Origin of the sequence: Megasphaera hexanoica, assembly GCF_043520715.1 — a bacterium.
Classification (GTDB): Bacteria; Bacillota; Negativicutes; order Veillonellales; family Megasphaeraceae; genus Megasphaera; species Megasphaera hexanoica.
Genome location: NZ_CP171361.1, coordinates 1,239,945 through 1,260,614, shown reverse-complemented (window position 1 = coordinate 1,260,614; position 20,670 = coordinate 1,239,945). Strand labels below are relative to the sequence as shown.

The 20,670-nt window shown below is 46.9% G+C and carries 30 protein-coding genes; all 30 read right to left on the bottom strand.

Annotation, left to right across the window (positions count from 1 at the left end):
- Nucleotides 1-12: 12 nt before the first annotated feature.
- On the bottom strand, nt 13-471 hold the full coding sequence (locus ACGTIC_RS06095) for a phage baseplate assembly protein (protein WP_113856235.1): 459 nt from the start codon (nt 469-471) through the stop codon (nt 13-15).
- A complete protein-coding gene (locus ACGTIC_RS06090) occupies nt 461-1,618 on the bottom strand; it encodes a phage late control D family protein (protein ID WP_113856236.1) in 1,158 nt (385 codons plus the stop codon). Before ACGTIC_RS06090 ends, ACGTIC_RS06095 begins: the two co-directional genes overlap by 11 nt.
- Nucleotides 1,619-1,622: 4 nt before the next feature.
- Complete coding sequence (locus tag ACGTIC_RS06085; protein WP_059076850.1) at nt 1,623-1,826, bottom strand: tail protein X; 204 nt, start codon at nt 1,824-1,826, stop codon at nt 1,623-1,625.
- Nucleotides 1,819-4,215 carry a phage tail tape measure protein gene (locus tag ACGTIC_RS06080; RefSeq protein WP_257536544.1) on the bottom strand — a complete coding sequence of 799 codons (2,397 nt, stop codon included), beginning with the start codon at nt 4,213-4,215 and terminating at the stop codon, nt 1,819-1,821. Before ACGTIC_RS06080 ends, ACGTIC_RS06085 begins: the two co-directional genes overlap by 8 nt.
- Before the next feature lie 171 nt (nt 4,216-4,386).
- A complete protein-coding gene (locus ACGTIC_RS06075; protein ID WP_059076848.1) occupies nt 4,387-4,749 on the bottom strand; it encodes a hypothetical protein in 363 nt (120 codons plus the stop codon).
- A gap of 17 nt (nt 4,750-4,766) precedes the next feature.
- Nucleotides 4,767-5,294 carry a phage major tail tube protein gene (locus ACGTIC_RS06070; protein WP_059076847.1) on the bottom strand — a complete coding sequence of 176 codons (528 nt, stop codon included), beginning with the start codon at nt 5,292-5,294 and terminating at the stop codon, nt 4,767-4,769.
- Nucleotides 5,295-5,307: 13 nt separating this feature from the next.
- Nucleotides 5,308-6,747: a phage tail sheath family protein gene (locus ACGTIC_RS06065; protein ID WP_113856237.1), complete on the bottom strand. Its 1,440-nt coding sequence runs from the start codon at nt 6,745-6,747 to the stop codon at nt 5,308-5,310.
- Between the two features lie 2 nt (nt 6,748-6,749).
- The gene (locus tag ACGTIC_RS06060) at nt 6,750-7,046 is read right to left on the bottom strand and encodes a hypothetical protein (protein ID WP_059076845.1); all 297 of its coding nucleotides are present in this window, start codon (nt 7,044-7,046) and stop codon (nt 6,750-6,752) included.
- Nucleotides 7,033-7,542: a hypothetical protein gene (locus tag ACGTIC_RS06055; RefSeq protein WP_059076844.1), complete on the bottom strand. Its 510-nt coding sequence runs from the start codon at nt 7,540-7,542 to the stop codon at nt 7,033-7,035. Before ACGTIC_RS06055 ends, ACGTIC_RS06060 begins: the two co-directional genes overlap by 14 nt.
- Nucleotides 7,542-8,072, bottom strand: a complete 531-nt coding sequence (locus tag ACGTIC_RS06050) for a hypothetical protein (RefSeq protein WP_113856238.1) — start codon at nt 8,070-8,072, stop codon at nt 7,542-7,544. Before ACGTIC_RS06050 ends, ACGTIC_RS06055 begins: the two co-directional genes overlap by 1 nt.
- A 2-nt stretch (nt 8,073-8,074) precedes the next feature.
- The gene (locus ACGTIC_RS06045; protein ID WP_059076842.1) at nt 8,075-8,404 is read right to left on the bottom strand and encodes a hypothetical protein; all 330 of its coding nucleotides are present in this window, start codon (nt 8,402-8,404) and stop codon (nt 8,075-8,077) included.
- Complete coding sequence (locus tag ACGTIC_RS06040) at nt 8,401-8,670, bottom strand: hypothetical protein (RefSeq protein ID WP_059076841.1); 270 nt, start codon at nt 8,668-8,670, stop codon at nt 8,401-8,403. Before ACGTIC_RS06040 ends, ACGTIC_RS06045 begins: the two co-directional genes overlap by 4 nt.
- 11 nt (nt 8,671-8,681) lie before the next feature.
- Nucleotides 8,682-9,734 (bottom strand): major capsid protein, encoded by a 1,053-nt coding sequence (locus tag ACGTIC_RS06035; RefSeq protein ID WP_059076840.1) that lies wholly within the window; start codon nt 9,732-9,734, stop codon nt 8,682-8,684.
- 19 nt (nt 9,735-9,753) lie between these two features.
- On the bottom strand, nt 9,754-10,089 hold the full coding sequence (locus tag ACGTIC_RS06030; protein ID WP_059076839.1) for a head decoration protein: 336 nt from the start codon (nt 10,087-10,089) through the stop codon (nt 9,754-9,756).
- Nucleotides 10,089-11,189: a head maturation protease, ClpP-related gene (locus ACGTIC_RS06025; RefSeq protein WP_113856239.1), complete on the bottom strand. Its 1,101-nt coding sequence runs from the start codon at nt 11,187-11,189 to the stop codon at nt 10,089-10,091. Before ACGTIC_RS06025 ends, ACGTIC_RS06030 begins: the two co-directional genes overlap by 1 nt.
- Complete coding sequence (locus ACGTIC_RS06020) at nt 11,170-12,789, bottom strand: phage portal protein (RefSeq protein ID WP_059076837.1); 1,620 nt, start codon at nt 12,787-12,789, stop codon at nt 11,170-11,172. The genes ACGTIC_RS06025 and ACGTIC_RS06020 overlap by 20 nt, the downstream gene beginning before the upstream one ends.
- A 9-nt stretch (nt 12,790-12,798) precedes the next feature.
- Nucleotides 12,799-13,020, bottom strand: a complete 222-nt coding sequence (locus ACGTIC_RS06015; RefSeq protein ID WP_059076836.1) for a DUF6148 family protein — start codon at nt 13,018-13,020, stop codon at nt 12,799-12,801.
- A gap of 11 nt (nt 13,021-13,031) precedes the next feature.
- Nucleotides 13,032-14,969, bottom strand: a complete 1,938-nt coding sequence (locus ACGTIC_RS06010) for a phage terminase large subunit family protein (RefSeq protein WP_070807758.1) — start codon at nt 14,967-14,969, stop codon at nt 13,032-13,034.
- Nucleotides 14,956-15,441, bottom strand: coding sequence for a hypothetical protein (locus tag ACGTIC_RS06005; RefSeq protein ID WP_236699674.1), 486 nt, complete (start codon nt 15,439-15,441; stop codon nt 14,956-14,958). The genes ACGTIC_RS06010 and ACGTIC_RS06005 overlap by 14 nt, the downstream gene beginning before the upstream one ends.
- A 587-nt stretch (nt 15,442-16,028) precedes the next feature.
- A complete protein-coding gene (locus ACGTIC_RS06000) occupies nt 16,029-16,508 on the bottom strand; it encodes a hypothetical protein (protein WP_059076834.1) in 480 nt (159 codons plus the stop codon).
- Between the two features lie 46 nt (nt 16,509-16,554).
- Entirely contained in the window at nt 16,555-16,806 is a 252-nt protein-coding gene (locus ACGTIC_RS05995; protein ID WP_113856241.1) for a hypothetical protein, read from the bottom strand.
- A gap of 464 nt (nt 16,807-17,270) precedes the next feature.
- A complete protein-coding gene (locus ACGTIC_RS05990) occupies nt 17,271-17,540 on the bottom strand; it encodes a hypothetical protein (RefSeq protein ID WP_162816279.1) in 270 nt (89 codons plus the stop codon).
- A 198-nt stretch (nt 17,541-17,738) separates the two neighbouring features.
- Entirely contained in the window at nt 17,739-17,894 is a 156-nt protein-coding gene (locus ACGTIC_RS05985) for a hypothetical protein (RefSeq protein WP_162816280.1), read from the bottom strand.
- Nucleotides 17,887-18,120, bottom strand: a complete 234-nt coding sequence (locus ACGTIC_RS05980; protein ID WP_113856244.1) for a DUF551 domain-containing protein — start codon at nt 18,118-18,120, stop codon at nt 17,887-17,889. The genes ACGTIC_RS05985 and ACGTIC_RS05980 overlap by 8 nt, the downstream gene beginning before the upstream one ends.
- Nucleotides 18,121-18,134: 14 nt before the next feature.
- Nucleotides 18,135-18,425, bottom strand: coding sequence for a hypothetical protein (locus tag ACGTIC_RS05975; protein ID WP_059076830.1), 291 nt, complete (start codon nt 18,423-18,425; stop codon nt 18,135-18,137).
- Between the two features lie 2 nt (nt 18,426-18,427).
- Entirely contained in the window at nt 18,428-18,922 is a 495-nt protein-coding gene (locus ACGTIC_RS05970) for a hypothetical protein (protein WP_113856245.1), read from the bottom strand.
- 11 nt (nt 18,923-18,933) lie between these two features.
- Nucleotides 18,934-19,356 carry a hypothetical protein gene (locus ACGTIC_RS05965; RefSeq protein WP_113856246.1) on the bottom strand — a complete coding sequence of 141 codons (423 nt, stop codon included), beginning with the start codon at nt 19,354-19,356 and terminating at the stop codon, nt 18,934-18,936.
- 1 nt (nt 19,357) lies between these two features.
- Entirely contained in the window at nt 19,358-20,119 is a 762-nt protein-coding gene (locus ACGTIC_RS05960) for a hypothetical protein (protein WP_059076827.1), read from the bottom strand.
- A 118-nt stretch (nt 20,120-20,237) separates the two neighbouring features.
- On the bottom strand, nt 20,238-20,516 hold the full coding sequence (locus ACGTIC_RS05955; protein ID WP_059076826.1) for a hypothetical protein: 279 nt from the start codon (nt 20,514-20,516) through the stop codon (nt 20,238-20,240).
- Nucleotides 20,517-20,528: 12 nt separating this feature from the next.
- Entirely contained in the window at nt 20,529-20,654 is a 126-nt protein-coding gene (locus tag ACGTIC_RS05950; protein ID WP_255355352.1) for a hypothetical protein, read from the bottom strand.
- Between the last annotated feature and the right edge of the window lie 16 nt (nt 20,655-20,670).

Genomic DNA, 20,670 nt, shown 5'->3' with positions numbered 1-20,670 from the left:
AAGCCTCTCTCCTTACTGCGGTTTGCCCGTATTGCTTCCGCCGGACTGTACGCCACCGTGAGTATGATTGACCAGAGAAATGCCATTTACTGTAACATCTCCGGCACCAGAAGAGATATCTAAACTCCCACAGGTAATATGTAAATCCCCTGGCACATTGAGTACCCGTGAACCGCCACCAGGAGGCGCATCTACAGTGCTGTAAATCGTACCCAGTATGTATCCGGCCCCCATGCCTTTTCCCCCACCATCTGCGGCATAAAGGCAAACTACCTGGTCATCCACAGCAGGCATCCAATAATCTTTTTCTACTTTGCATCCTCTCATGATGACTTTCAGCGGTGGGGATACCACGTCGTCATGGTCAGGAAATGTCACTCTGGCCGATGCATCTGCCGGATCCACGGACGACACTCGTCCTACACGCACGCACCGCATCAATAATTTAATAATATCGTTATCAATAGCCATCTAAACACTTCCTTATTTCTACGCTGCTGGTGAAGCCACTGCTGCTGATGTCATGTTTGGTCTGGGTGATGATATATTTTCCGGAAAAATTTCCAAATCCCAACATCTCAATGGTTTCTCCTGCACAAAGGCCAATATTTCCATCAGATGAAAAACTGCCCGTGAATTCTTCACAATTCTTTTCCCGTAATTTAATTTTAGCCAGTCGGTCAGCTTCCGCCTGAGAAGACACCTGCTGATGTATTTCCAGTGTCGCCCCGTCTTTATCTTGCTTATCCGGAGCAACGAATGTCGATTCTATGACCGACTTATCTTTGTCTTTAGCATATTTGACATGACATTTTTTATATACGTCCCGTATTTTTGCTTTAAAGCTATAACTCAACAGCGCATCTGTCTGAACAGGTTTTGTTTGGTCCTCTACATTATCCAATATGGTTGTACCCGGATGATAATACTCTGCATACACATCATTCTGCTCAAACTTTTTAACATCAAAAATGATGATGGTATCTGTTGTGACTTTCAATGCAAAGCCGGCATCATCACAAATTTTCTGCAATACATCCAGATCCGATTCATCACTCTGTTCAAGCTTGTCTATATTTGGATTTTCATCACAGTACCACTGCAGTTTCATGCCATTCTGCCAAGCAATATCATTGGCTGCTTTCCATACGGATATATTTTCCCAAGTATGCGAGCGCAGTGTACTGCGCAGTGTACTGTCATCACCGATGGATATGGCCACAGCTTTGATTGTTACGACATTCGGTGCACTGCTTGCTTCAATTTCATCAATTTCAAACTTTCCCAGCTTTAAATCCTCTTCTTCACTGTATAGATCTGACCAGTTATATGTACAAATCGTAATATCTAATGTAGCGCCTCTTTCTGGCATCCAGTCAGCTTCCCACAGTTCAGCGCGGTCTTCGAGAGTAATAGAGATATCATCTACCTGCCCGGTCAGATTGTCTGTATAGCTAAAACTCAGCACGTACTGTACAAGTGATTCCGAAATATCCTTCCCATTGTACGTTACACTCAGCCATGCGCGCCGGCTGATATGCTCTTGTGCGAGTAAGCCGGCTGTTGCCTGCGCTTTTAGTATTGTTATTTTTTTCTGTAAGGATTGCAGTACTGCCATTTAATCACCGCTTCCACGGAGGTAGCTTTGTTGTATCTGTCGGCGTTATGGTCGGACATGTCAACACGATATCAGCCGGAAAAACAACGACATCCCGATATTCCGGATTGGCTTCCAGCAATATCTTTACATACTTTTCAGAGCCGTAAACACGATAGGAAATCATGTCCCACATGTCGCCCTGCACGGTACTGTATGCATTACTCATAGCTCAACCGCCTCCTGTTCGATTCTACCCGCTTCATCATCTGTTCAAATTCACGCATCTTCTGATCCATGAGCTGGGATATTTCCTGTTTGGTGTTCGGTCCGGCACCCTGCACCACAATGGTCGGACTAAATGTATATTGCCGGCCACTGCCGCCGGAAACAGATGGAGCTGACACATTGACTGATGTACTCGGAGATACGCCCAGCATCTGCCCTGCTTTAGCCCACAGGCTATAGGCGTTGGCGTCATGGGTAATCGGGACAATGACTTCTGGATGTCCGGCTTCGGCTACCCACGTCAAATATGGCCTTGTAAAAACGCCACCGCTTGCGGATTGACCGGCTTCATCTCCACCGCCTGCAATGTTCTTTACGATATTGATAGTTCCCTGTATCGGATCAGACAGGAAGTTTTTCATGCTATCCCAATATCCTTGTATCGTATTTACCGCATCGCTTACGGTACTCACAATTGTATTCCAACAGGAAGTTGCCGCGCTTACCGCTGAATCCCAGACAGCTTGTGCCGCTGCGGCGATGGAATCCAGGATACCTACAATGAAGCTGTAAGCGCTGTCCACGGCACTGGTTATATAGTCCCAAGCTGCACTGGCCGCATCAGAAATGGTCTGCCATGCGCTGGATACAGCTGAACTAATGGATTCCCATGCAGCTATGCACGCAGCTCTAAAGCCTTCATTCGTATTCCACAGGTATACCAATACCGCAACTACTGCCATAATAGCAATAACAATCAAAGCAAACGGATTCATAGACATAACTGCATTGAGTGCCATTTGTGCCGCGGCTGCCAATCGTGCTCCCACTGCGAATGCCCGCTGTGCTGCTCCTGCAGCAAATGTGGCCGCAGTGGATGCTCTGCTGGCAACAGTAGCGGCTACGTGAGCATCCCGTATCATGTGGATAGTGGCAACCATATATTTATAATAGGCAACGGCGGCACGAATGGTCAGTGCGGCCATAGTTAGTGCGAGTACAGCTCCTATGACGCCAATGATGACTGTTGCCAACTGCTGATGCTGAGAAATAAACGAGGCGATTCCTCCTGCCGCTGTGGCCAAAGTCCCTGCCACTGATGAAATAGCCGGCAATAGGATACTGCCTATATTAATGGCCACCGCCACTAAATTGTTTTTGGCCAGCTGTAACTGATTGGCTGTAGTCGCTGCCCGTGCCTGATATTCTGCTTCCATCGACCCGGCATATTGCGTTGAATCGCCAACTTTGTTGAAGTTATCCTTTAAAGTATCCAGCTGCGTCAATAGTGGCGCAATAGCATTGATAGATTCTTTGCCAAACAAATCACTCAATACAGAAGCCTGCAGTTCTTTCGGCAGTTGTTTAACCCGGGACAGCACATCAATAATCGTTCCCTGAGCATCTTCCTGCATCCGCTTGGCTACATCCTCCGCTGAAAGTCCTAATTGCTGAAAAGCTTCCGCTTGTGACTTGGTTGCCCCTTCACCTGCTACCAGACCCAAGGCCATGTTTTTGATGCCCGTTGCTGCTACGTCTGACTGTACGCCAACGGATGCCATAGAAGCACCAACAGCGGCTACCTGTGCCGCACTCATGCCAGCAACCTGGCCTAAAGGTCCGACTCTGGTAACAATATCCGATATAGAATCACTGCTTGCCGCTGTTGTGTTCGACAGGTAATTGACCTGATCCGCCAACTGTACAACCTCGCCCTGACTCATGCCAAACGCTGTGCGCCATTTGGCCATCATTTCGCCGGCCTGGTCAGCGGTAATGTCAAATGCAATGCCCATCTTGACCGCATCAGTAGCAAACTGTTTCAAATCTTCACGTGCGATGCCTGCCTGCCCACCAGCGGCTACAATCTGGGCAATACCTTCTGCCGACATAGGTAATTCCTGCGTCATCTGCAGGATATCAGCGCCCATTTGCTTGAATTGCTCAGGCGTGTCAAAATCTACTGTTTTCCTGACATCAGCCATGGCCGATTCATACTTAATGGCTTCATTGGCTGCAATGCCCAGAGGTGCCGCAATAGCCGCCGCGGCGACAGCTCCGGCTTTGAGATTGCTTACAGCCTGGGATAAATTTGCCGATGCCTTTTGCTTTGCATTGATACGGTTCATTGTCCCTTCGTATTGCTTGGCCAGCTCGTTCTTTCTGACCTGAGCTTGTAAAACAGCCAATTCAGTATCATATTCGACATATCCTTTGCTGTTTTGCTGTTTAGCCGCCTGTTTCTGCAAGTTCTGCAGTTCCCGGTTTGCAGTTTTAATCTGTGACTGCATCTGTTTGGCCTGAGCAACAGCCCGCGACATGGCACTGCCAACGCTGCCATCCAGCTGTCCCTTTATCGCAATGGCCATTTCAAGTACTCTATTAGCCACGGCGTCCTCCTTTCCCAGCGCTTTCTATCGCTTTATTTTCTCTTTCGATTTCAGCGTTGATGATAGATTGCCAGGATGCATACTCCTCGACAGGCAAATCCAGGAAAAAGCCTATCGAGGTATGTGTATATTTTGCCATCCTGACCGTATTGAGCATAAACAGTTTTGCTGTTATTCCGTGTCGTCCGGCGAGGCCGTACCTAGCAAAAAACCTTGCGTCTTAATCATGATAGCTGTGAAATCTTTAGCCGGCAGAGACAGGATATCATCGTATTTAATACCTGCCGCTACAGCGGCTACATGAGACTGGTAAACCTGGGATAATGCCGGCACAACAATACTTGCATCCTGCTTTTTGGCTTCTTTTTCGCACTTTAGCAGGGTATAACCTGTAATCTTATCAAAATCCAGATACAGAGTATCTTTGCCGTCGGGCAAAGCCCTCGACAGATGAATAACCTGATCACTGGGCAGTGCCAGCTGATTGTCTTTGACAACTTCCGCTTCAACTACTGTTGTGTCTTCTTTCTTCATTCTGAGATACCTCCTATTTAAATGCCCAACGCATCGCGAATCGGCTGCATGATATCCGTACCGCCGACAACAAACTTATATGCATACTTATCTACTTCCAGGAGCGTTTTGCCATTGACTTCGTATTTGATATACGTCGTTTCAATCGTGTTTTCAGCATCGGTTGTAGATGCCGGTTCCCAAGAACCGCCGGACATCTGTTTTGTTCTGCCACGAATGACGACACGTACCTTTTCCATGACATAATTGTTATTGGCGCTGTCCCAATACTGGTTAGCCGCTCTGGCTTCCAGAGCTACCGCTTTCCCACCTACCATGGTCAGATTCCACTTATCATTGATGTTATGCGTGAGCTTTGTTTCCATAGATTCAAACTGCCCTAAAACCGGGGCTTCGATTTCGCCGCCGACGCCTACACCTTTGATGGTCGCTGTAATGCTCTTAAAGTCAGGCAGTTCGAGTTTTGCGACACCGTATAAGGTGTCGCTGTTTTCGTCATAAATCCTGAAATCATTCAGGACTTCAGGCATTTTATTGATTTCCATGTGCTGTTCACCTCTATTCAAACAGTGCGTTAAACGCATTTACATCATATTCGGAAATAGTATCAATTTCCTGCATCGGGATTGGCGGCGTACGCTTTTTGTGGAACCGGAAGATACCTGCTTCCAAATCAGTCGTTGGATTTTCTTCTTCCAGGAATTCAACACTCCCGTCCAGGATATAGCCTCGAGATTTCAACCCATTCAATCGAATTTGTTCCGAATCCAGAATAATCTGGATATTACGAGGAACGCCCGGTTTGTCGAGACGCTGCCAATATGTCAGGATAAACACCTGATCGTCCCAGTCAAACATACGACGGACAGCGAGGAATGTATCTTTCGGATCTGTAGAGCCCGGATAGGCGCCTGTATAATTGCCCCAGAGTCTCCAGCCACCGCCAAAATTCAATGCCGTTGTAATGCCCTGGCTGTTGAGCAGGTTGGCCTGCGTCAGTTCCAGTGTTACGTCTGTCCCATCTTTCAGGCACAGCCCCGTAATCGGTACAGATTTGTTGGATGTGGATTCATAAGGAATATCATCATTCGAGGCATCCACCTGGCCAATAACGCCCATTTCAATGGTGGACATGTAGTAGCAGTGGTCTCCCATTTTGCCCATCGGCCAGCAAACAGATTCAGCGACACCAGTATAGCCATTGCCACTTTTCCAAAGATTACAGCCACTATACGATTTGACTTCCGTCGTATCGATATCGGTCAGGATACTGCAACGGAATACATCGTTGATATTGCGGGATTTTGCCCGCATCACAGCGGCAACTTCCGGATGCTGTGACCATCCAGGCGCGGCGATAATACCAGGTACGAGAGAGAATTTGCTGTAAATGTAGTTAATCAGTTCCAGGCCTGTGACCGCATCATTGGTGCCAACGCCCCCGATAATATCACTATCTTTGACCAGAGATGCATCGACCGCATCATAGGCAACGTAAATCGTCTTTGCATCTGCCAGTGCCCCTCCATCCAAGATGGAAATCGCCGTGTTACCGTCGTCATCGTATGCAGCTACATAGTCAGTGCCTGCTGTTGCTGCAGATCCTGCCGATGTCGCTGATACAGTTAATGACGACAGGATGACATCATCTTCGATTGTTGCCGCTTTTCGGCTAACCGTCAAAGCTGTACTGGATATACTCTTTTTGTGTTTAGTTGGGTCCAATACATTGATAAATACGACTGGAGCTACCGCAAAAAGTTTAAACTCTGCATACATCGGCTCACACAGTGTATATTTGTCCCAGTCTTCGTGATAGCCTAAGTACTTCTTTGCTTCAGACCAGGAATAGCAAATGACTGGCTCATTGATTTTCGGGTCTGCTGCCAGATGCACCGGTGCAGTTCCGAATACAACAGGAAGCCCAGCCGTTGTCTGGGCTGTAGCTACGACTGCGGTATCAATTTCCGATGTCTTGATGCCATGGAAAAATGCCATTGTTAATTACCCCCTTTATTGTTCTTGATTGCTTTTTGATAAAACGTATTGAGTGCCGTCCCTTTTGTCTTTACAGCCTTCAATGCGTCATTCAATCCTGCCGGCTTGACAAAAAGATGCTTCAATACATCGTCTTCTCCTTCCGGTGTAGGAATCTCAGAAAAAATCATGCAATGATTCAGCCTGGAATTCCGGAAACTCGGGCCTACATATATCACTGGCCCTTTATATGCAGTTGTGACAGCTGTCGTTTCTTCTGTCACCGCATTCTGCGTCATTTCTTCTTTAGTCGTTTCCAAAACGCTTCGGACCTCCTAATATAAATTCACTGACTTCCCGTGGCTGTTGTACATTGACATCAAAATCAATACGGCCCCACCAAATAGGGTATGGTTGTTCATCCGGGATGGTAGATTCCATCGTCCCGTTCTTGATTTCCCATCGCATATTGATGGGATTGTTGACCAGTAGCAGCTCTCTTACCGCTTCCATGAGTTTATAGAGGCTCTGACAGCCATTAATCATGTCGTCATCATATGTCGTGACCAATACTGCCATGGAAGCCGTAGATTCTGTTTCCAAATCGGATATAGTCGTCGGCCTGATAACAACAGCCGGGCATAATGTCTTTTTCGTTTTTTTATCTGACACATAGGGCAGGAAACCAGGATATATCTTGATATTTCCTGTCGTTACATCAAGCAGGTTGGAATACTCCGATGAAGATTTTATTTGTTCTTTTAGCCAATCTGCAATTTCCGATGCACATTGCCATGGCGTGAGGATTTGCGACATTATGCACCACCAACCAATCGTTCAAGCTCATGCATCATTCGTTCTTCATAGACACGCATTCCTTCCTGTTCCATAATTTCCACTACTGCTTTATTGCCATATAGCTGAGGAACAGCCGGTCCATGTAATCCTTCAATCGGATATCGTTCAGGCCCGATTCTTTTACGGAAGACGCCCCCATTACCACCTTTAGAGAATGACATGTGAACCAGTGCGCCACTCCCTTTTTTGATGGTCACGAATATGCCCTTGGCCCTGCTGACTGCCCGATAATGTTCTACTGGCAAAAACGGGCCTTTGATGTCAATAGTAGATACTAAACCGCTTCGTTTAATCGGTGCCGCACTTCGAAGTTCCCCGGATTTAATGGTGTAAATACTGCGTATTTGCTTGATTGCTACCTTTCTGGCATGCAATGCACCACGATATGTAGCCCGGTCAATGCACGCGGCAATCTTATCTCCGGCAAAACCGGCCAGTGTTTTCTCCAATTTTTCTACGTCTTGGTTACGTACTTCGATTGATATCATTTTTATCCCTCAGATCCATGCAACAAGATGACAACCATGCCCATTTCTTCTGATGCTTTATTGACAATCAATGGTTCGTCGTCTACCCTGAATACCATGCCTTCCGCTGGAATCTCCGGCAAATCCGACGCTTTGACATACACTTTTATCAACCGTCCGGAAATACCGCCGTAGGGTTCATACGTCTGGCCAGTATAAAAATTCTCCTGGCTGTCCATCGTGTCAACAACTGCCTTGCACAGCGTCCCATTTAAATCATGGTCTTCGGCAAACTCATCGCCATTTACAAAAATGTCGAGGTCTGCCGATACCATGTCTTTAAATTCGCTCATTTTCGGACAGCTGCGGACGGATCAGCGGAAGGAAGGCCTACTTCTTTTTCTGCTTTCGGTTCGTCTTTGGCTTTAGTGTCTTTGGCCGGCTCTGCTTCCGGCTGTGTTTCCTGAGCTGGTTCCACCTTGCCTACAGCCTGGCAGAATTGATCCGGACTGCGCATAATCAGCTCTTCACCCAGGGCATCATCAACACTGACGATAGAGCCTGTGCGGTACAGTTTATTGCCTGCACTGAGAGCTCCATGCATTACCATAATGTCCATAGTACTACCTCCTATTTGGCTTTGATAACAGCCCAGTCGTCCACACATTCCGGAGCCAGTACGCAACGGCTGTACATAGCCAGTGCTACCTGCTGGGATTCTTTGGAGCCCATGTAGTACGGTACATACTTAGCTGCATAGGTATCGTAGCCATTACCCGCATCATTGACCAGAGTAACTGCACCGTGGAGCTGACGGCCTTTTCCAGGTACTGCCAGGACAGCTGTATCAGAATCAAGGAAGCTCTGGACCTTGCCGTCATCATCTACATAGGTTTCTGCATAGGTGTAGACTTCCAGATTCAGCGACTGAATCACACCAATACGCATAACCTGCGGACTAACAATTGTCGGCTGGATGTTCATGAGAGATAAATTGGAAGCCAGCGGGATGGAGAGCCATTTCATAATCTGGTCGTTATTGAGCAGGTAATCGGCAATATTCTTACCACAAACCATCACGGTCGGCACCAATCCTGCATCTTCCTGCACCATTTCCGATGCATTTTTGATATCGCTGTAAATTGTAGCTCCTGCCTGGTCCCATTTCGTTGTCGGCGTCACCGTATGATCAAAGCCATAATCTACCGTATCCAGGAGATCGGTCTTGCCATCGTCTGCGTAGCCATAAATATCGCATTTGCCTGTTTGCAACAAATCTGCCGCCATTTTGCTCTTGCGGTTGATAATGCTATTCTGCAGTTCTACCAGGTCCTCTGCCTGCTGTGCGGCTGCGCGCTGTGCAGGTGTAACGGTACTGTAAATGTTTTCTCCGAAACCACGTTCATTGACGATATCCGGGTCGAGAATACGACGCGGGCCAATCATCGGCGGAGTGTAGATGTCCAGCTTGGAATCTTCCCGATCAAGATTGAGGCCCTTACCTCCACGAGTTACAAACGGAGCCAGACGACGGCCGCGTTTGCGGTATTCTACGGCAATCCGTGTCTGCACAGCCACCTGCGGAATGACCGGGAAAAACGTATCAAGCAGGAACGATGCCGGCGGTGTAATGCGCTCCATAGCCTGTAATAAAGAAACTGTATCTTTGTAATCAATAGCCATTGTGTATTCCTCCCTCTACTTATAAATTTTTAGTCAGATAAATACCATAATCGCGAAGCTGGTCTTCATGCGCGGCTACAGTATCGCCATCGGCAGCATGAAGCTGGTCGCGATTGAATCGGCCGGATACGTACACTGTTGCCGCCGTTGCTGTTGCATCGACATCATACGCCAGGATAGCATTCGCCGTACCATCGGAAGTAGTTGCAACTGCCGTTGTGCCAGTAACGGTCATGAGTGTGCCTTTTTCCAGTGCTTTTCCTGCCGTGATGGTTACATTTGCCATCAGGATTTCCTTTTCCGGACCACCATACATCTGTTCGTGCGTAATTGTTGTTGTCTCTTTGATAGCCATTATTTAACACCTCTCATCTTATTAGCAGCCTCAACGACATCATTGATATCCTGCAATTTCTGTGCAGCATTATCTGTTGCCATGCCAGCTTTCGGAGCCGGTTTGACATTCTGGCTCCCGGACTGCATCTGGTCTTCAATCAGTGCCCGGATGCTGGCCAGGGCTTCGCTGGCTTCGTCTTTCGGCGCTTCTACTGCGTTTACCGCATCAATGTACGGCTTCACATCAGCTGCTGTCCGGCCTTCCTTAATTGCCTGATCAATGACTGCATTGCCATATACATTATCCGTTTTCAGTGCTTCCAGTTCGGCAATGCGCTGTTTTTCTGCCTGGTTTTCATGTACCACCGGTTCTGCCGGGCTGATGCCCAGCACATTCGCAATTTTTGCTACAAGATCGTTATTCTTCATGTGCTTTTTCTCTCCAATCATTTTACAAATCTTTTGGATATCGCCATGGCCGTCATAAGCGATATCGTTCAGGAATAACATGTTGTTCCTGATTTCTGCCGTAACGAGATAGTCGTCGATTTCGTCAATGAAGCCGTACTCTTTCGCTTCGTCTGCTGTCATCCACATTTCATCGTCCATCATGTGCCCGATTTCTTCTGCAGTCAGCTCTCCATCACACTTGCTTACATACACGTTGACAATAGTCTGCTTTACCGTGTCCAGGATATCTGCTGTCTGGCGCATGCCGTCTGCATCAAGATTGCCAAACGTAAACGTTTGCGGATTGTGAATCATGTACAGCGCATTCCGTGGCATGACGATTTTATCGCCAGCACAGGCAATCAGTGTCGCCGCACTGGCGCACATGCCGTCGATGTGGACAGTAACGTCGCCTGTATACCCTTTCAACAGCGTATAAATGGTCTGTGCCGCGAATACATCACCACCGCCGGAATTGATACGTACGGTCAGATTCTTCCCGCCACAAGCTTTCAAATCGTTCCGGAACTGTACCGGGTAGACACTGCCGTCATCATCGTCGCTGTACCAAGGCTTTGAGCTGGCAATGGCTCCGTAAATCAGTAATTCCGCCGTGTCGCCTTCCGTTTCATTGACGAATTTCCAAAATTTATTGGTTGGTTCCTTCATTTGTCGGTTCTTCTCCTTTCCCGTCATCCCCAGTTGTTTTTTCATTCCCGGCAATGCCGTATTTTTCGAGCATCCGCTGTTCATACGCCAGCTGTTCGATGTTTTCCTCGAAGTCTGTGCCGGTCATTTCCGCAGCTTCCCGTTCCCGTGTGCTTAATCCATATTGTGTGCGTAAAGCACTGCCGTTTACATCCTTGAGAGGGTCCAAGATGCTCATGGTCGGACCATACCAGTTTGCATTGCACCAACACTTCCTGACCAGCGGATCCGTGAAGAATCCCGGGGCTTCAATCCGTCCCATGGCAATAGCTTCAGCCAACCACATTTCATAAACAGGCTGACAGAAATCACGGGCAAACCAGGTACGGCGCCGTTTGTATTCCTCCCAGGCCTGCAATAAGGCCGCTCTCGAGGCGGAATAGGATGACGTGAAATGCTTCATCAGCACTTCGTACGGTTGGCCAATTGCCGACCCTACCATTTCCAACAGCTTAGTCGTAAACGTATCAAACGTGGACATGCTTCGTGAGGCATCAATGCTTTTTACGTCTACTCCTCTGGGCAATGCATTCATTGTACCTGGACCGAGGCTGTATTCATCGACATCGATGACGGGGGCCATCGGGTCGTCATTGTTTGTTGGTCCCAGAATGTCATTTAACGTGGCGCCGCTTGTATTGCTTTCTGTGAAAAACAGAGCAAAGAATGACTTTACAATAGCTGCTGTCAGCTCTGCTGTCGTGTATCGGCTGACCTGCTTCAGCGTCTCGATGACCGGTGCCAGATAGGGAACGCCCCTATACTGTTCCGGCCGCGTGTCGTGACAGGTCTGCACGATATTCGGCATACCGCAGATGTCGCCAAACGCCTTGATACGTACCCAGTTCGGCACCTCCCCTACGTCTACCGGGTCGCCTGGCACCTTATTGCTGACCCAATAGGCAACAACAGCTCCGTCAGAATCTATCTCTACCCCGGAAATAATCCGGTTTCCTGGCGTCGGCGCCTGCATTTCCACCGCATACGGTCCCATGACGCCGTAATAATCACGCCCCATGGGATTACTTACCCTGTTGCCCTCCAGCAGCTGTAACCGCAGGGAATACGGATAATCCTTAGTTGGAGGCCTGCGCCGGAACACACAGAATGCATCGCCATCGACCAGATATCCCGTATAATTGATATCCTGCAGGTCATAGAAGCTGTTTCGATGGGAAATATCACAGGCCGTGGAAGAGGCCCACAGGTCAAATTCCTGCGCTACCCTGCGCGACCAGTCCCGTGCCGTCTCTGCATCCATACCCAGCATTTTGAACTTTGGACGTGGGAATACATGCAGGCCGATGCCAATCGTATGCAGCGCACTGGTATTGATAGCTGCTGAGCCGATAGGCGTATTAATCGCCTGGTCGGCACTGCGATTGCGTAATGTAAATAGATTGGCATTGATATCCGACTTGGCCGAATACTTGATAGGCCGATAAGCCTTCAGAATATTGCTTCTATTTGAAGCACCACCTTCGGAATACCCGCTGTTTGTAATTTCTCTAGTCGGCATTCTCGCCTTTGCTTTGGCTGCCGTTCTCTTTTTCTTTCTCATGCGTACCTCCTAGCCTAAAAATACAACCCGTTTTGCCCGGCCTTTTTGCGTGATATCCGCATCATCCAGCGTTGCGCCGCCGGCAATCAGGTCATCAATCGCCGCACGGATTGTCGATAAATCTGCCCGCGTCAGTGTCCGTGTGCCAATCGTGTAAGACTGACCCATCAGTACAGCTTTTTCCGCTTCCAGATACCGCTTCAGGCGTTCGTTTTGTATTGAATTGCTCATTGTCTTATCACCTACCAGATATTCGTTGCCCGGCTGACTTTACGCATCCGTGATGGCCGTTTCTGCGTTGTCGCCACCGGCTTTACAGGCCGTCCGGTCTTAGCGGCCAGCAGGATTTCTTTCAGCTGTTTCCAATTCGGATTACAGCTGTACATGCATCCCAGGTTATACACCCGCAAATCCAAAGGTTCATTGCGTACGCCGGCTGTTGTCTCCCAGATTTCCCGGATAACGCCGTTTCGTTTTATCCGTTTCTTGTGTTCTGAGATGATGCCCTTGAAATAGAGTTCATCATAACCCCGGTTTCCCAGCTCCTTTTCTTCTTCATTAAGAGGGAAATGCATGTACTGCGCCCCAGGCTGTGTGATGGCCAGGCGGTTCATGATCTGCTGTTTTCCGTCATCGACACCCAGGATAACGAGTGGGATTGGGCTGTTGCTGGCCTTGCCTATCTTGTAATTGAGCGGTATGCCCGGGCTGTTGGCATAGCCTTTGATAGCAAAGCGCTGTCTGGTGAAATTCTTTTCACAGTAGCGGTATACACTGCCCGTGTAATGGCCGCCGGAATCAATAAACGCCCGGAGAATCTTCAAACCCGTTCCATCAGCGAATGTATACGTATGGTCCAGGATGGAATCCAGTTCATTCCATGTCGCTTCCTGGTCAGGCTTGCCCAGGATAACGCCTTTCTTGATGCCCCAGGACTCCTCATTTTCGCCCCATCCACAGACTTCGTATTCCAGGCGGTTATCCTGCGTATCGACAGCCGCCGTCAGCATCAGCACGCCGTCCGGAAGCTCCGCGCCGTAGGCTTCCCGCCGTCTGAGGAATATTTCATGATCCTCGAAGGCTCCCGGTTCACGATAGCTTTCCCCGAACCGTGTATTGACGACAACCTTTTCCCTAGCCGGATCGCCTTTAGCTTCCAACCACTCCCGCATGATGTCTTTCCAACTCAACCAGGGTGATGTAAAAGCGTTCACAAAAAAACTGCGAATGCCATTTTGCACCGCAGTCGGGTTCTTCGCTATGTACTTTTGATTGGCGTCTTTCATCTGCCGCTCTGTAAACTCAAAGCCGCAGTCAGGACAGCGCCACTTCACGGATTTTACGACGACATGCTTCTTTCCGTCCTCGCTTTTATACTCTTCTGACTCCGTGACGATATCAATATACCGGATAAGATGATACTCTCCACAATTCGGACAGGCATGCTGCCATTCTTCCTGTGTGCCCGCGTTGTATTCCAAATCGATCCGGCTGGCCCCTTCATTTGTCGGCGTCGAGAACAATCCCATGACATGATTCCAGTATGTCGTCATACGTTTGGATGCCAAATCTACCGGATCACCTTCACTGCCGGCACTGTCCGGGAACCGATCCACTTCATCGGCCAGCAATATCCTGATTGGCCGGCTTGCCAGTCCGGCCGGGCTGTTGGCTCCGCACATGATTAGGCGGCCGCCAGGAAATATTTTACTGAGTATGGTGTTGTTGCCGTCCCTGGTTTTCGCCGCCTGTGCATCGGATTTGCTTTTCACATTATAAAAAATCTGGCTCAATACAGGAGTATCTCTAATCATTGGCGCAATACGGCTCTTGCTGTAGTCCTGCGCCATGTCGATAGTCGGCTGTATCATCATGATTGTTGCCGGATCCAAGTGAGCAAACCGGCCTATGACGTTGTTCATGATATCGCTTTTGCCAATTTGCGCCGCTGATTTCACTACAACCCGATGTATTCCCGGCTGTGTGAAGGCGTTCATGATTTCCCGCTGATATTCAGCCCGATCGGTCCGCCATTTGCCTGGCTCCGCCGATACTCCCTGCGATAGATAGCGGTATGTATCAGCCCATTCGCTGACCGACGTTTTCGGCAAAGGCTTCAACCCGTGGACGGAAATATAGTTCCACAGTGCCGACGCCGATTTCAATCTATGCGTCGTCATCGTCTACCACCTCTTCATCTGTAAACAGGTCCGGGCTGTACTCGCTCAGCTCTGACAGCTTTTCTTCTATTTCCCTGGTCAGTCGTACATAAATTTGCTCTTTAGTCTTGCCTTCCAGCTGCGGAGCCAGCTTTGTCGGCAGTCCCAACAGCTGCGTGCGCAGGTTTGATAACATTTCTGTCATGACCAGTTCGACAGTCCTGGCACTATAGGCATTGCCTTCCATGATGGCCAACTTATGTTCAGCGATTTCGCGTTTTATTTTCTCATGCTTGGCCTTTTCTTCCATGTAATCCAGCTCACTGCCACCATCACTGCCACTACCTTGTGTACGGTAGTAGTTTTGCAAGCTGGCTATCACCAGAACGGCTCCATGGTCGTCACGTTCCACAATGCCTTCTTGTATAAGCTGATGTATCCGGGGTTGTGTCAATCCCAGGGCTCTGGCAAGCTCGGTTTGTGTAGTTGTCAAATGCTTCAAGTCCTTAGAGATTTTCACATCCATACCCCTTTTTACTTATACTTTTTTGTAAACTTTAGTTTTATTAAATTATTAAAGCTAATTTAAAACTTATTTGATTACCCCAAATTCTAAGGATTTTACTTTATTTCGTTATAAATAAGCGCTAAAAAAGTTAAAAATCTAAGCGTTTTTTGGGCGCCGCGGTCGCGCAAGGCTTTATTGTTAACCAGAAGGACCCGCTAAATTTCCATTTTCTCATGCGTTTTAGTCATCTAAATACTCTCTTCCTTGAGCCTTGGCGCACAGGCCCGTGGTTCAGATCACTCCTGTGGTCTTCCATCTTCATCTTGTGCAGGAAGGACAAGCAACGCTCGCCTTTGAGCGTGATATGGTCGGCGATGCATATGCCATGCCTGTTGTGAGCACATCGGTAGTTGTTGCAATCGACAATCATTCCACTCCCTCCCCGCACCAGCACAGGTATAAAAAAAGAAGGAAGCCAACTTCCTGCTTCCTTCGCCCTTATTTACACCTTACATTATATCACATTGAAAGCGGTACTTTCCGGTACTTTCCGGTACTTTTTCGGTACACTTTCATCTTTTTTTCTTTCTTTTGTACAAATCTGAATTTACCAGAATCTTGTAGAAATTTTCCAGAGCAATTCCATGTAGTTTTTTCCTAGTATATACCTCGGAGTATTTCATGAGCCTGGCTATTTCATTCCAGCTTCTCCGATTCACATACCGCTCAATCAATACCGTCCGCATCCGCACTTCGATGATATTGTCAATCATCTGTATGAGTGCATCACGTTCTTTCGTCAGTGCCTGTATCTTCTTCTGCTGTTCATCACGCAATTGCAGGTAATGGTCGATGTTCTCCGCATTCCAGCCATACTGCCTCGTACCATGAGCCGGAGCCAGGGAAATTTGTGCAGTCAGATGATTACTCCCCGTTCCTCCCACAACTCGTTTCCATTCCTTTTCAATGACAGATCTACGCGCCGCTATCTCACCTCCTATATTCCCCAGCTGCTGTAGATACTTCTTGGCAACTAATTGTTCTTTGTTCATGTGTTCTCATCTCTCTTCCTTGCTTCCCTGTCTTCATCGTTTTTCTCTAGTCATTTCGGTTCATGATAGCCCTGGCCATCTGCACAGCCCGCCGGTGATTCTGAATTAGTTCGCTGGTGTCTTCCGGAATATCAAATGGTTCAAGAAAAGAGAAGTCACTCTCATCTTTGCTCCCTACTATGCATCGGTCTTTAACCGCACAGGTTAAGCATCCTTCTTTTCTCCATTGTTCCCGGCAAAGTGCAATAAGCGTATTCATGGCCTTCTTGGCCGTCACGTCATCTATCACATTTGGCATTTTATCCCTCGTTTCTTTACAGTTTAATAATTACATCATGGTGCTTATCATATTCATAACCACTCTTAGTCCAAAATATTTCATTGCCTTTGCTTTCCCATATGACAATCCCTCTGGTATGTTTGCTATAAATGTATTCAGACTGTCTTGTTTATTCCTTCTTCGTTCACTGCATTCCATTATTTTCTGCTTTTTAATTTTATTATTTCTTAAATGACTTGCCCGATATCTGTCCCGGACAAATTCCATAATATGAGCACATTTAACACTACATGTCATTTTGTATTGTTTGTTCTGTATTGTATTCCCACAAACAATGCATCGGCTCATCCTGATATGTTTCCCTCTTATAGTATCTGCCCATTGTTTCCCTATCCGTTCTGTACAATCATGGCATACGATATGTATCATGCCACTTTTATTCTGAAATTCTTTTCCACAAACCGTTCAATGATACACCATAATCATTCATCTCTTTTCCTGGCTTTCCCTGTCAATGTATTGATTCCCCACTTCGGTCCGACCTTGATTTTCCCATTCTTCTTTTCGTATTCTGTCAAAATATCATATCCAATGCCGCATTCCTTCTTCATGACTGCCATAAAATCGTAGATAGTGATTCCCAATGCTTCATCCCGCAATGAATAAGCATATCCATATAAACGCCTGGATAATCTCTGCAGTTGTTCCGCATCAAACCGGAAATGTTGAACGAGGATATGATATGTAATCACTACTGCTCCCAAGAGTACGTTATGAATCCTGTTTTTGTATTCTCTCCCGTTTACCTTATTCTTCCTCATCAGCCCGGCCGATGCCAATGGCAGTACTTTTACAGCATACTTCCTGTCCATTTCTTTATTGTCATATCCATACCCCGCTATACATTGTATCCATTCCCGTAAATCAATGTCCTTTTCTGGCAATTCATTCTAGTATTTTACAATACGCTCCATGCGCTTTTGGCCAAAGCCAAATTCATCATGAAGCGCCATAAAAAGAAGAGTTTCTGAAAACTGTGCTCCTGCCTCTTCATAGATCCACAATCGTTGTTCATGTTCACAAGCTCTTATGCTGGCACTAATCATAGTGTTTTTCCTCTCTTTCAGCTTTTCTTTCGTGCGGAATCGCGGGAATGGGGTCCCAATATTGCACTTCGTTCAGCCTGACAGGCCTGGAATATTCATCAACAATCCAATATGTTCCGTGATATTGGCCAACAGCTATTACTGGCTTCACGGCACGTACATACATAGCTACCAGTACTCTGTCTGCCGTATCCGGAAGACACTCTCTGACATCTACCCATCTCATTTCTTCATCACTCCTTATCTGGAAATGAACCATAGCACAGACCAGATATACGCTCCTGCCACGGCGGCCATCGTCCATTTCAGCCGCTTGCAAAGGGTATACAAATGATTGTTCTGGACGATATTGCGATCTGATTCCATCTTCCACTTTTCGTATATATCTGCTATGTTGTCTTCGATTTTAGTCAGCTCTTCATCATGGTCATCCAGCCTGCCTTTCATCTTACGAATTTCCTGTTTGATTTCTTCCGCTTTCTGGCAACTGGAAGTGGTAACATATTGATATTTTTGTTGGTATTTTTGCATGATTAAACCTCCTCAGATACTGTTGTCGCATTTTGTATCGTCTTGTCATCAAATAGTTGCATTTGCGCCCGCTTGCCATGAACGTACAGTTCACCTTCATTGATTAATTTGCAAACGGCAGCCGTCAGCTCTTCATTCTGCTGTGGACTAATTTTGTCAGTAGTGATAGTACTGAATCCCATATAGTCCCAAGCCATGACACCACTGAGACGGAATTCCTTAATAACGATATCCCCGTTTATGTTTTTCACATATTTGATGCTGACCGAGCTGAACGAAAAATCCACCCACGTTTCATCTTCTCTATAATCTGGATGCACCCTTTGATATGCGACATTAATTGCCGCCCATGCTTCTTCCATCTCCGGTCTGGCAATTTCGAAACTGCTGAGTTTGTAATTGTCCTCAATCCCATTATTTTCTTTCACGTAACAAATAACAATGCGCCGTCCCTTGTTGCTTGCGCTTTTACTAATATTTGTAATCCGAATACTCATAGTCATGCCTCCTATACATGTTTCCATAACAGCATTGTCCAGCGCCGGAGCTCTTTGAAGAATTCATCCGCATCCGTCGGCTCATAGATCCGGACTTCTACCCGCGGATTCATCTTGTCTATGTAGAATTCATCAATGAATCCCATAATCTGCTCCCAGCCGTCATTCTCCAGTACATTCATTTCTTGGAGTGAATCAAGGATGAATTTTTTGGCCATGGCGATGTTGTCTTTGTCCCGTCTTCTGTTCGGCTCGTACCAGCGGAACACCGGCATACATTTCGGCAGCATCTTCCCCCGGATTGGCAAAGCGCCCAGGCGACAGATATAATGTGCGTCCCTACTTACCCGGCTTCCTTTATACGCATTGGCTCTATTTGCCTTTACGTATTCATTCAGCCCTGGCAAAGTTGCCGGAATCGTAATCTTTAACATGTTATGTCTCACCCTCTTTCTTACTCATCTTCACTGTAATATGCCAACCAGTCAGTTCATTAAAAGTGCTCTCCGCTTCGATGAACGCATAGCCGGGATATAATTCTTCCCACACTTCCGCACAATCTGTCAGGCCGGCCAGCTCTACTAATTTTCTGTGGCTGAATCGCCAGTCTGTTTTTGTGACTTTGGGTTTTTCCAGATTGCGTGATGAAATGATCCGGCTTTTGAATTTTTCTTCATTTCGTGATTCTTTCAGCAAGTACTTTACAAGCTTCTGCATAATCTCTTTATCGTTAATCTTTAGGCGCCTGGCATTCGCCAAACCTTTTCCCCAGATTTCTTCCATTTCATCACGGCTGATGCCTCCACTGATGACAACATGGAAATGATACTTGCCACTTTTCGTTTCTAACACGCCCTTGTATTTTGCCGGAGGCAATCCTATCTTTTTCCTCCTTCGGTTTAATCTACGGATATAGTTGTGGAATTCTTTGTTCGCTTCTTTGGCATTTGTCGGCTGATGCTCTTTATCGAATGTCAGCGTCTGGAAAATATCTGCCCTGGTAAAATTCGTCATGATTTCCTGCAGGAGTTTCCGTTCCGCTCTTTTCTTGTTCCGACGTTTTTGATCAACGGAAGATTTCTCAGTCTTGGGCTTTCTGATTTTTCTTCCACGTTCTCTCATGTCTGCCAGCTCAAAGAGGTCTGTTTCAAAATATTCTTTTCCGCAGAAATATTTGATATTACGAACAAAGCCCATAACGTTACCTCATCAGTATTGGAAATTGGCACTAAATTTAACGCCTACTACCAGCCCTTAAAGGGGAGCAATCCCCTTTAAAAAAATCGCATATCATATGTATATATGATATAAGGGACTATCTTATTTCTCCTCGCTTTTCCAGTTCCTTAAATACCGCATCATAGAAACGGCCCCAATCCTGTATATCACAAGCATCCCCAAGACTGGCAGCGTCCTCATAATCCCGTTTCATGATATGCAAAACCTTTGTATCCATATCTGAAATGAGTGGCATGATATACGATACTGTCCAGTTGACTATGTATGTCCGCCGGCCCATAGCATACCTGACAGCGCTGATCAACATATGCTGTAGGTCCTCATTCAACTCAATCTTTCTTACCTTTTCTGCCATGATTTTCACCTCTTACATATTTTCAACCATGGCCAGGGCGACAATCATTACTATCCCCAGCATAGCCATACAGATGATAAAGCATTTAAATTTTTGTACATCCTGTTTCAGCTTGCACCGATAATTAATCTCTTTCATTGTTCTATCCCTTTCC

Bases quoted from the DNA above. Each gene is read 5' to 3' on its own strand.
- ACGTIC_RS06095 (WP_113856235.1), bottom strand. From the start codon at position 471: ATGGCTATTGATAACGATATTATTAAATTATTGATGCGGTGCGTGCGT.
- ACGTIC_RS06090 (WP_113856236.1), bottom strand. From the start codon at position 1,618: ATGGCAGTACTGCAATCCTTACAGAAAAAAATAACAATACTAAAAGCG.
- ACGTIC_RS06085 (WP_059076850.1), bottom strand. From the start codon at position 1,826: ATGAGTAATGCATACAGTACCGTGCAGGGCGACATGTGGGACATGATT.
- ACGTIC_RS06075 (WP_059076848.1), bottom strand. From the start codon at position 4,749: ATGAAGAAAGAAGACACAACAGTAGTTGAAGCGGAAGTTGTCAAAGAC.
- ACGTIC_RS06070 (WP_059076847.1), bottom strand. From the start codon at position 5,294: ATGGAAATCAATAAAATGCCTGAAGTCCTGAATGATTTCAGGATTTAT.
- ACGTIC_RS06065 (WP_113856237.1), bottom strand. From the start codon at position 6,747: ATGGCATTTTTCCATGGCATCAAGACATCGGAAATTGATACCGCAGTC.
- ACGTIC_RS06055 (WP_059076844.1), bottom strand. From the start codon at position 7,542: ATGTCGCAAATCCTCACGCCATGGCAATGTGCATCGGAAATTGCAGAT.
- ACGTIC_RS06050 (WP_113856238.1), bottom strand. From the start codon at position 8,072: ATGATATCAATCGAAGTACGTAACCAAGACGTAGAAAAATTGGAGAAA.
- ACGTIC_RS06045 (WP_059076842.1), bottom strand. From the start codon at position 8,404: ATGAGCGAATTTAAAGACATGGTATCGGCAGACCTCGACATTTTTGTA.
- ACGTIC_RS06040 (WP_059076841.1), bottom strand. From the start codon at position 8,670: ATGGACATTATGGTAATGCATGGAGCTCTCAGTGCAGGCAATAAACTG.
- ACGTIC_RS06035 (WP_059076840.1), bottom strand. From the start codon at position 9,734: ATGGCTATTGATTACAAAGATACAGTTTCTTTATTACAGGCTATGGAG.
- ACGTIC_RS06030 (WP_059076839.1), bottom strand. From the start codon at position 10,089: ATGGCTATCAAAGAGACAACAACAATTACGCACGAACAGATGTATGGT.
- ACGTIC_RS06025 (WP_113856239.1), bottom strand. From the start codon at position 11,189: ATGAAGGAACCAACCAATAAATTTTGGAAATTCGTCAATGAAACGGAA.
- ACGTIC_RS06020 (WP_059076837.1), bottom strand. From the start codon at position 12,789: ATGAGAAAGAAAAAGAGAACGGCAGCCAAAGCAAAGGCGAGAATGCCG.
- ACGTIC_RS06015 (WP_059076836.1), bottom strand. From the start codon at position 13,020: ATGAGCAATTCAATACAAAACGAACGCCTGAAGCGGTATCTGGAAGCG.
- ACGTIC_RS06010 (WP_070807758.1), bottom strand. From the start codon at position 14,969: ATGACGACGCATAGATTGAAATCGGCGTCGGCACTGTGGAACTATATT.
- ACGTIC_RS06000 (WP_059076834.1), bottom strand. From the start codon at position 16,508: ATGAACAAAGAACAATTAGTTGCCAAGAAGTATCTACAGCAGCTGGGG.
- ACGTIC_RS05995 (WP_113856241.1), bottom strand. From the start codon at position 16,806: ATGCCAAATGTGATAGATGACGTGACGGCCAAGAAGGCCATGAATACG.
- ACGTIC_RS05985 (WP_162816280.1), bottom strand. From the start codon at position 17,894: ATGATTAGTGCCAGCATAAGAGCTTGTGAACATGAACAACGATTGTGG.
- ACGTIC_RS05980 (WP_113856244.1), bottom strand. From the start codon at position 18,120: ATGAGATGGGTAGATGTCAGAGAGTGTCTTCCGGATACGGCAGACAGA.
- ACGTIC_RS05975 (WP_059076830.1), bottom strand. From the start codon at position 18,425: ATGCAAAAATACCAACAAAAATATCAATATGTTACCACTTCCAGTTGC.
- ACGTIC_RS05970 (WP_113856245.1), bottom strand. From the start codon at position 18,922: ATGAGTATTCGGATTACAAATATTAGTAAAAGCGCAAGCAACAAGGGA.
- ACGTIC_RS05965 (WP_113856246.1), bottom strand. From the start codon at position 19,356: ATGTTAAAGATTACGATTCCGGCAACTTTGCCAGGGCTGAATGAATAC.
- ACGTIC_RS05960 (WP_059076827.1), bottom strand. From the start codon at position 20,119: ATGGGCTTTGTTCGTAATATCAAATATTTCTGCGGAAAAGAATATTTT.
- ACGTIC_RS05955 (WP_059076826.1), bottom strand. From the start codon at position 20,516: ATGGCAGAAAAGGTAAGAAAGATTGAGTTGAATGAGGACCTACAGCAT.
- ACGTIC_RS05950 (WP_255355352.1), bottom strand. From the start codon at position 20,654: ATGAAAGAGATTAATTATCGGTGCAAGCTGAAACAGGATGTACAAAAA.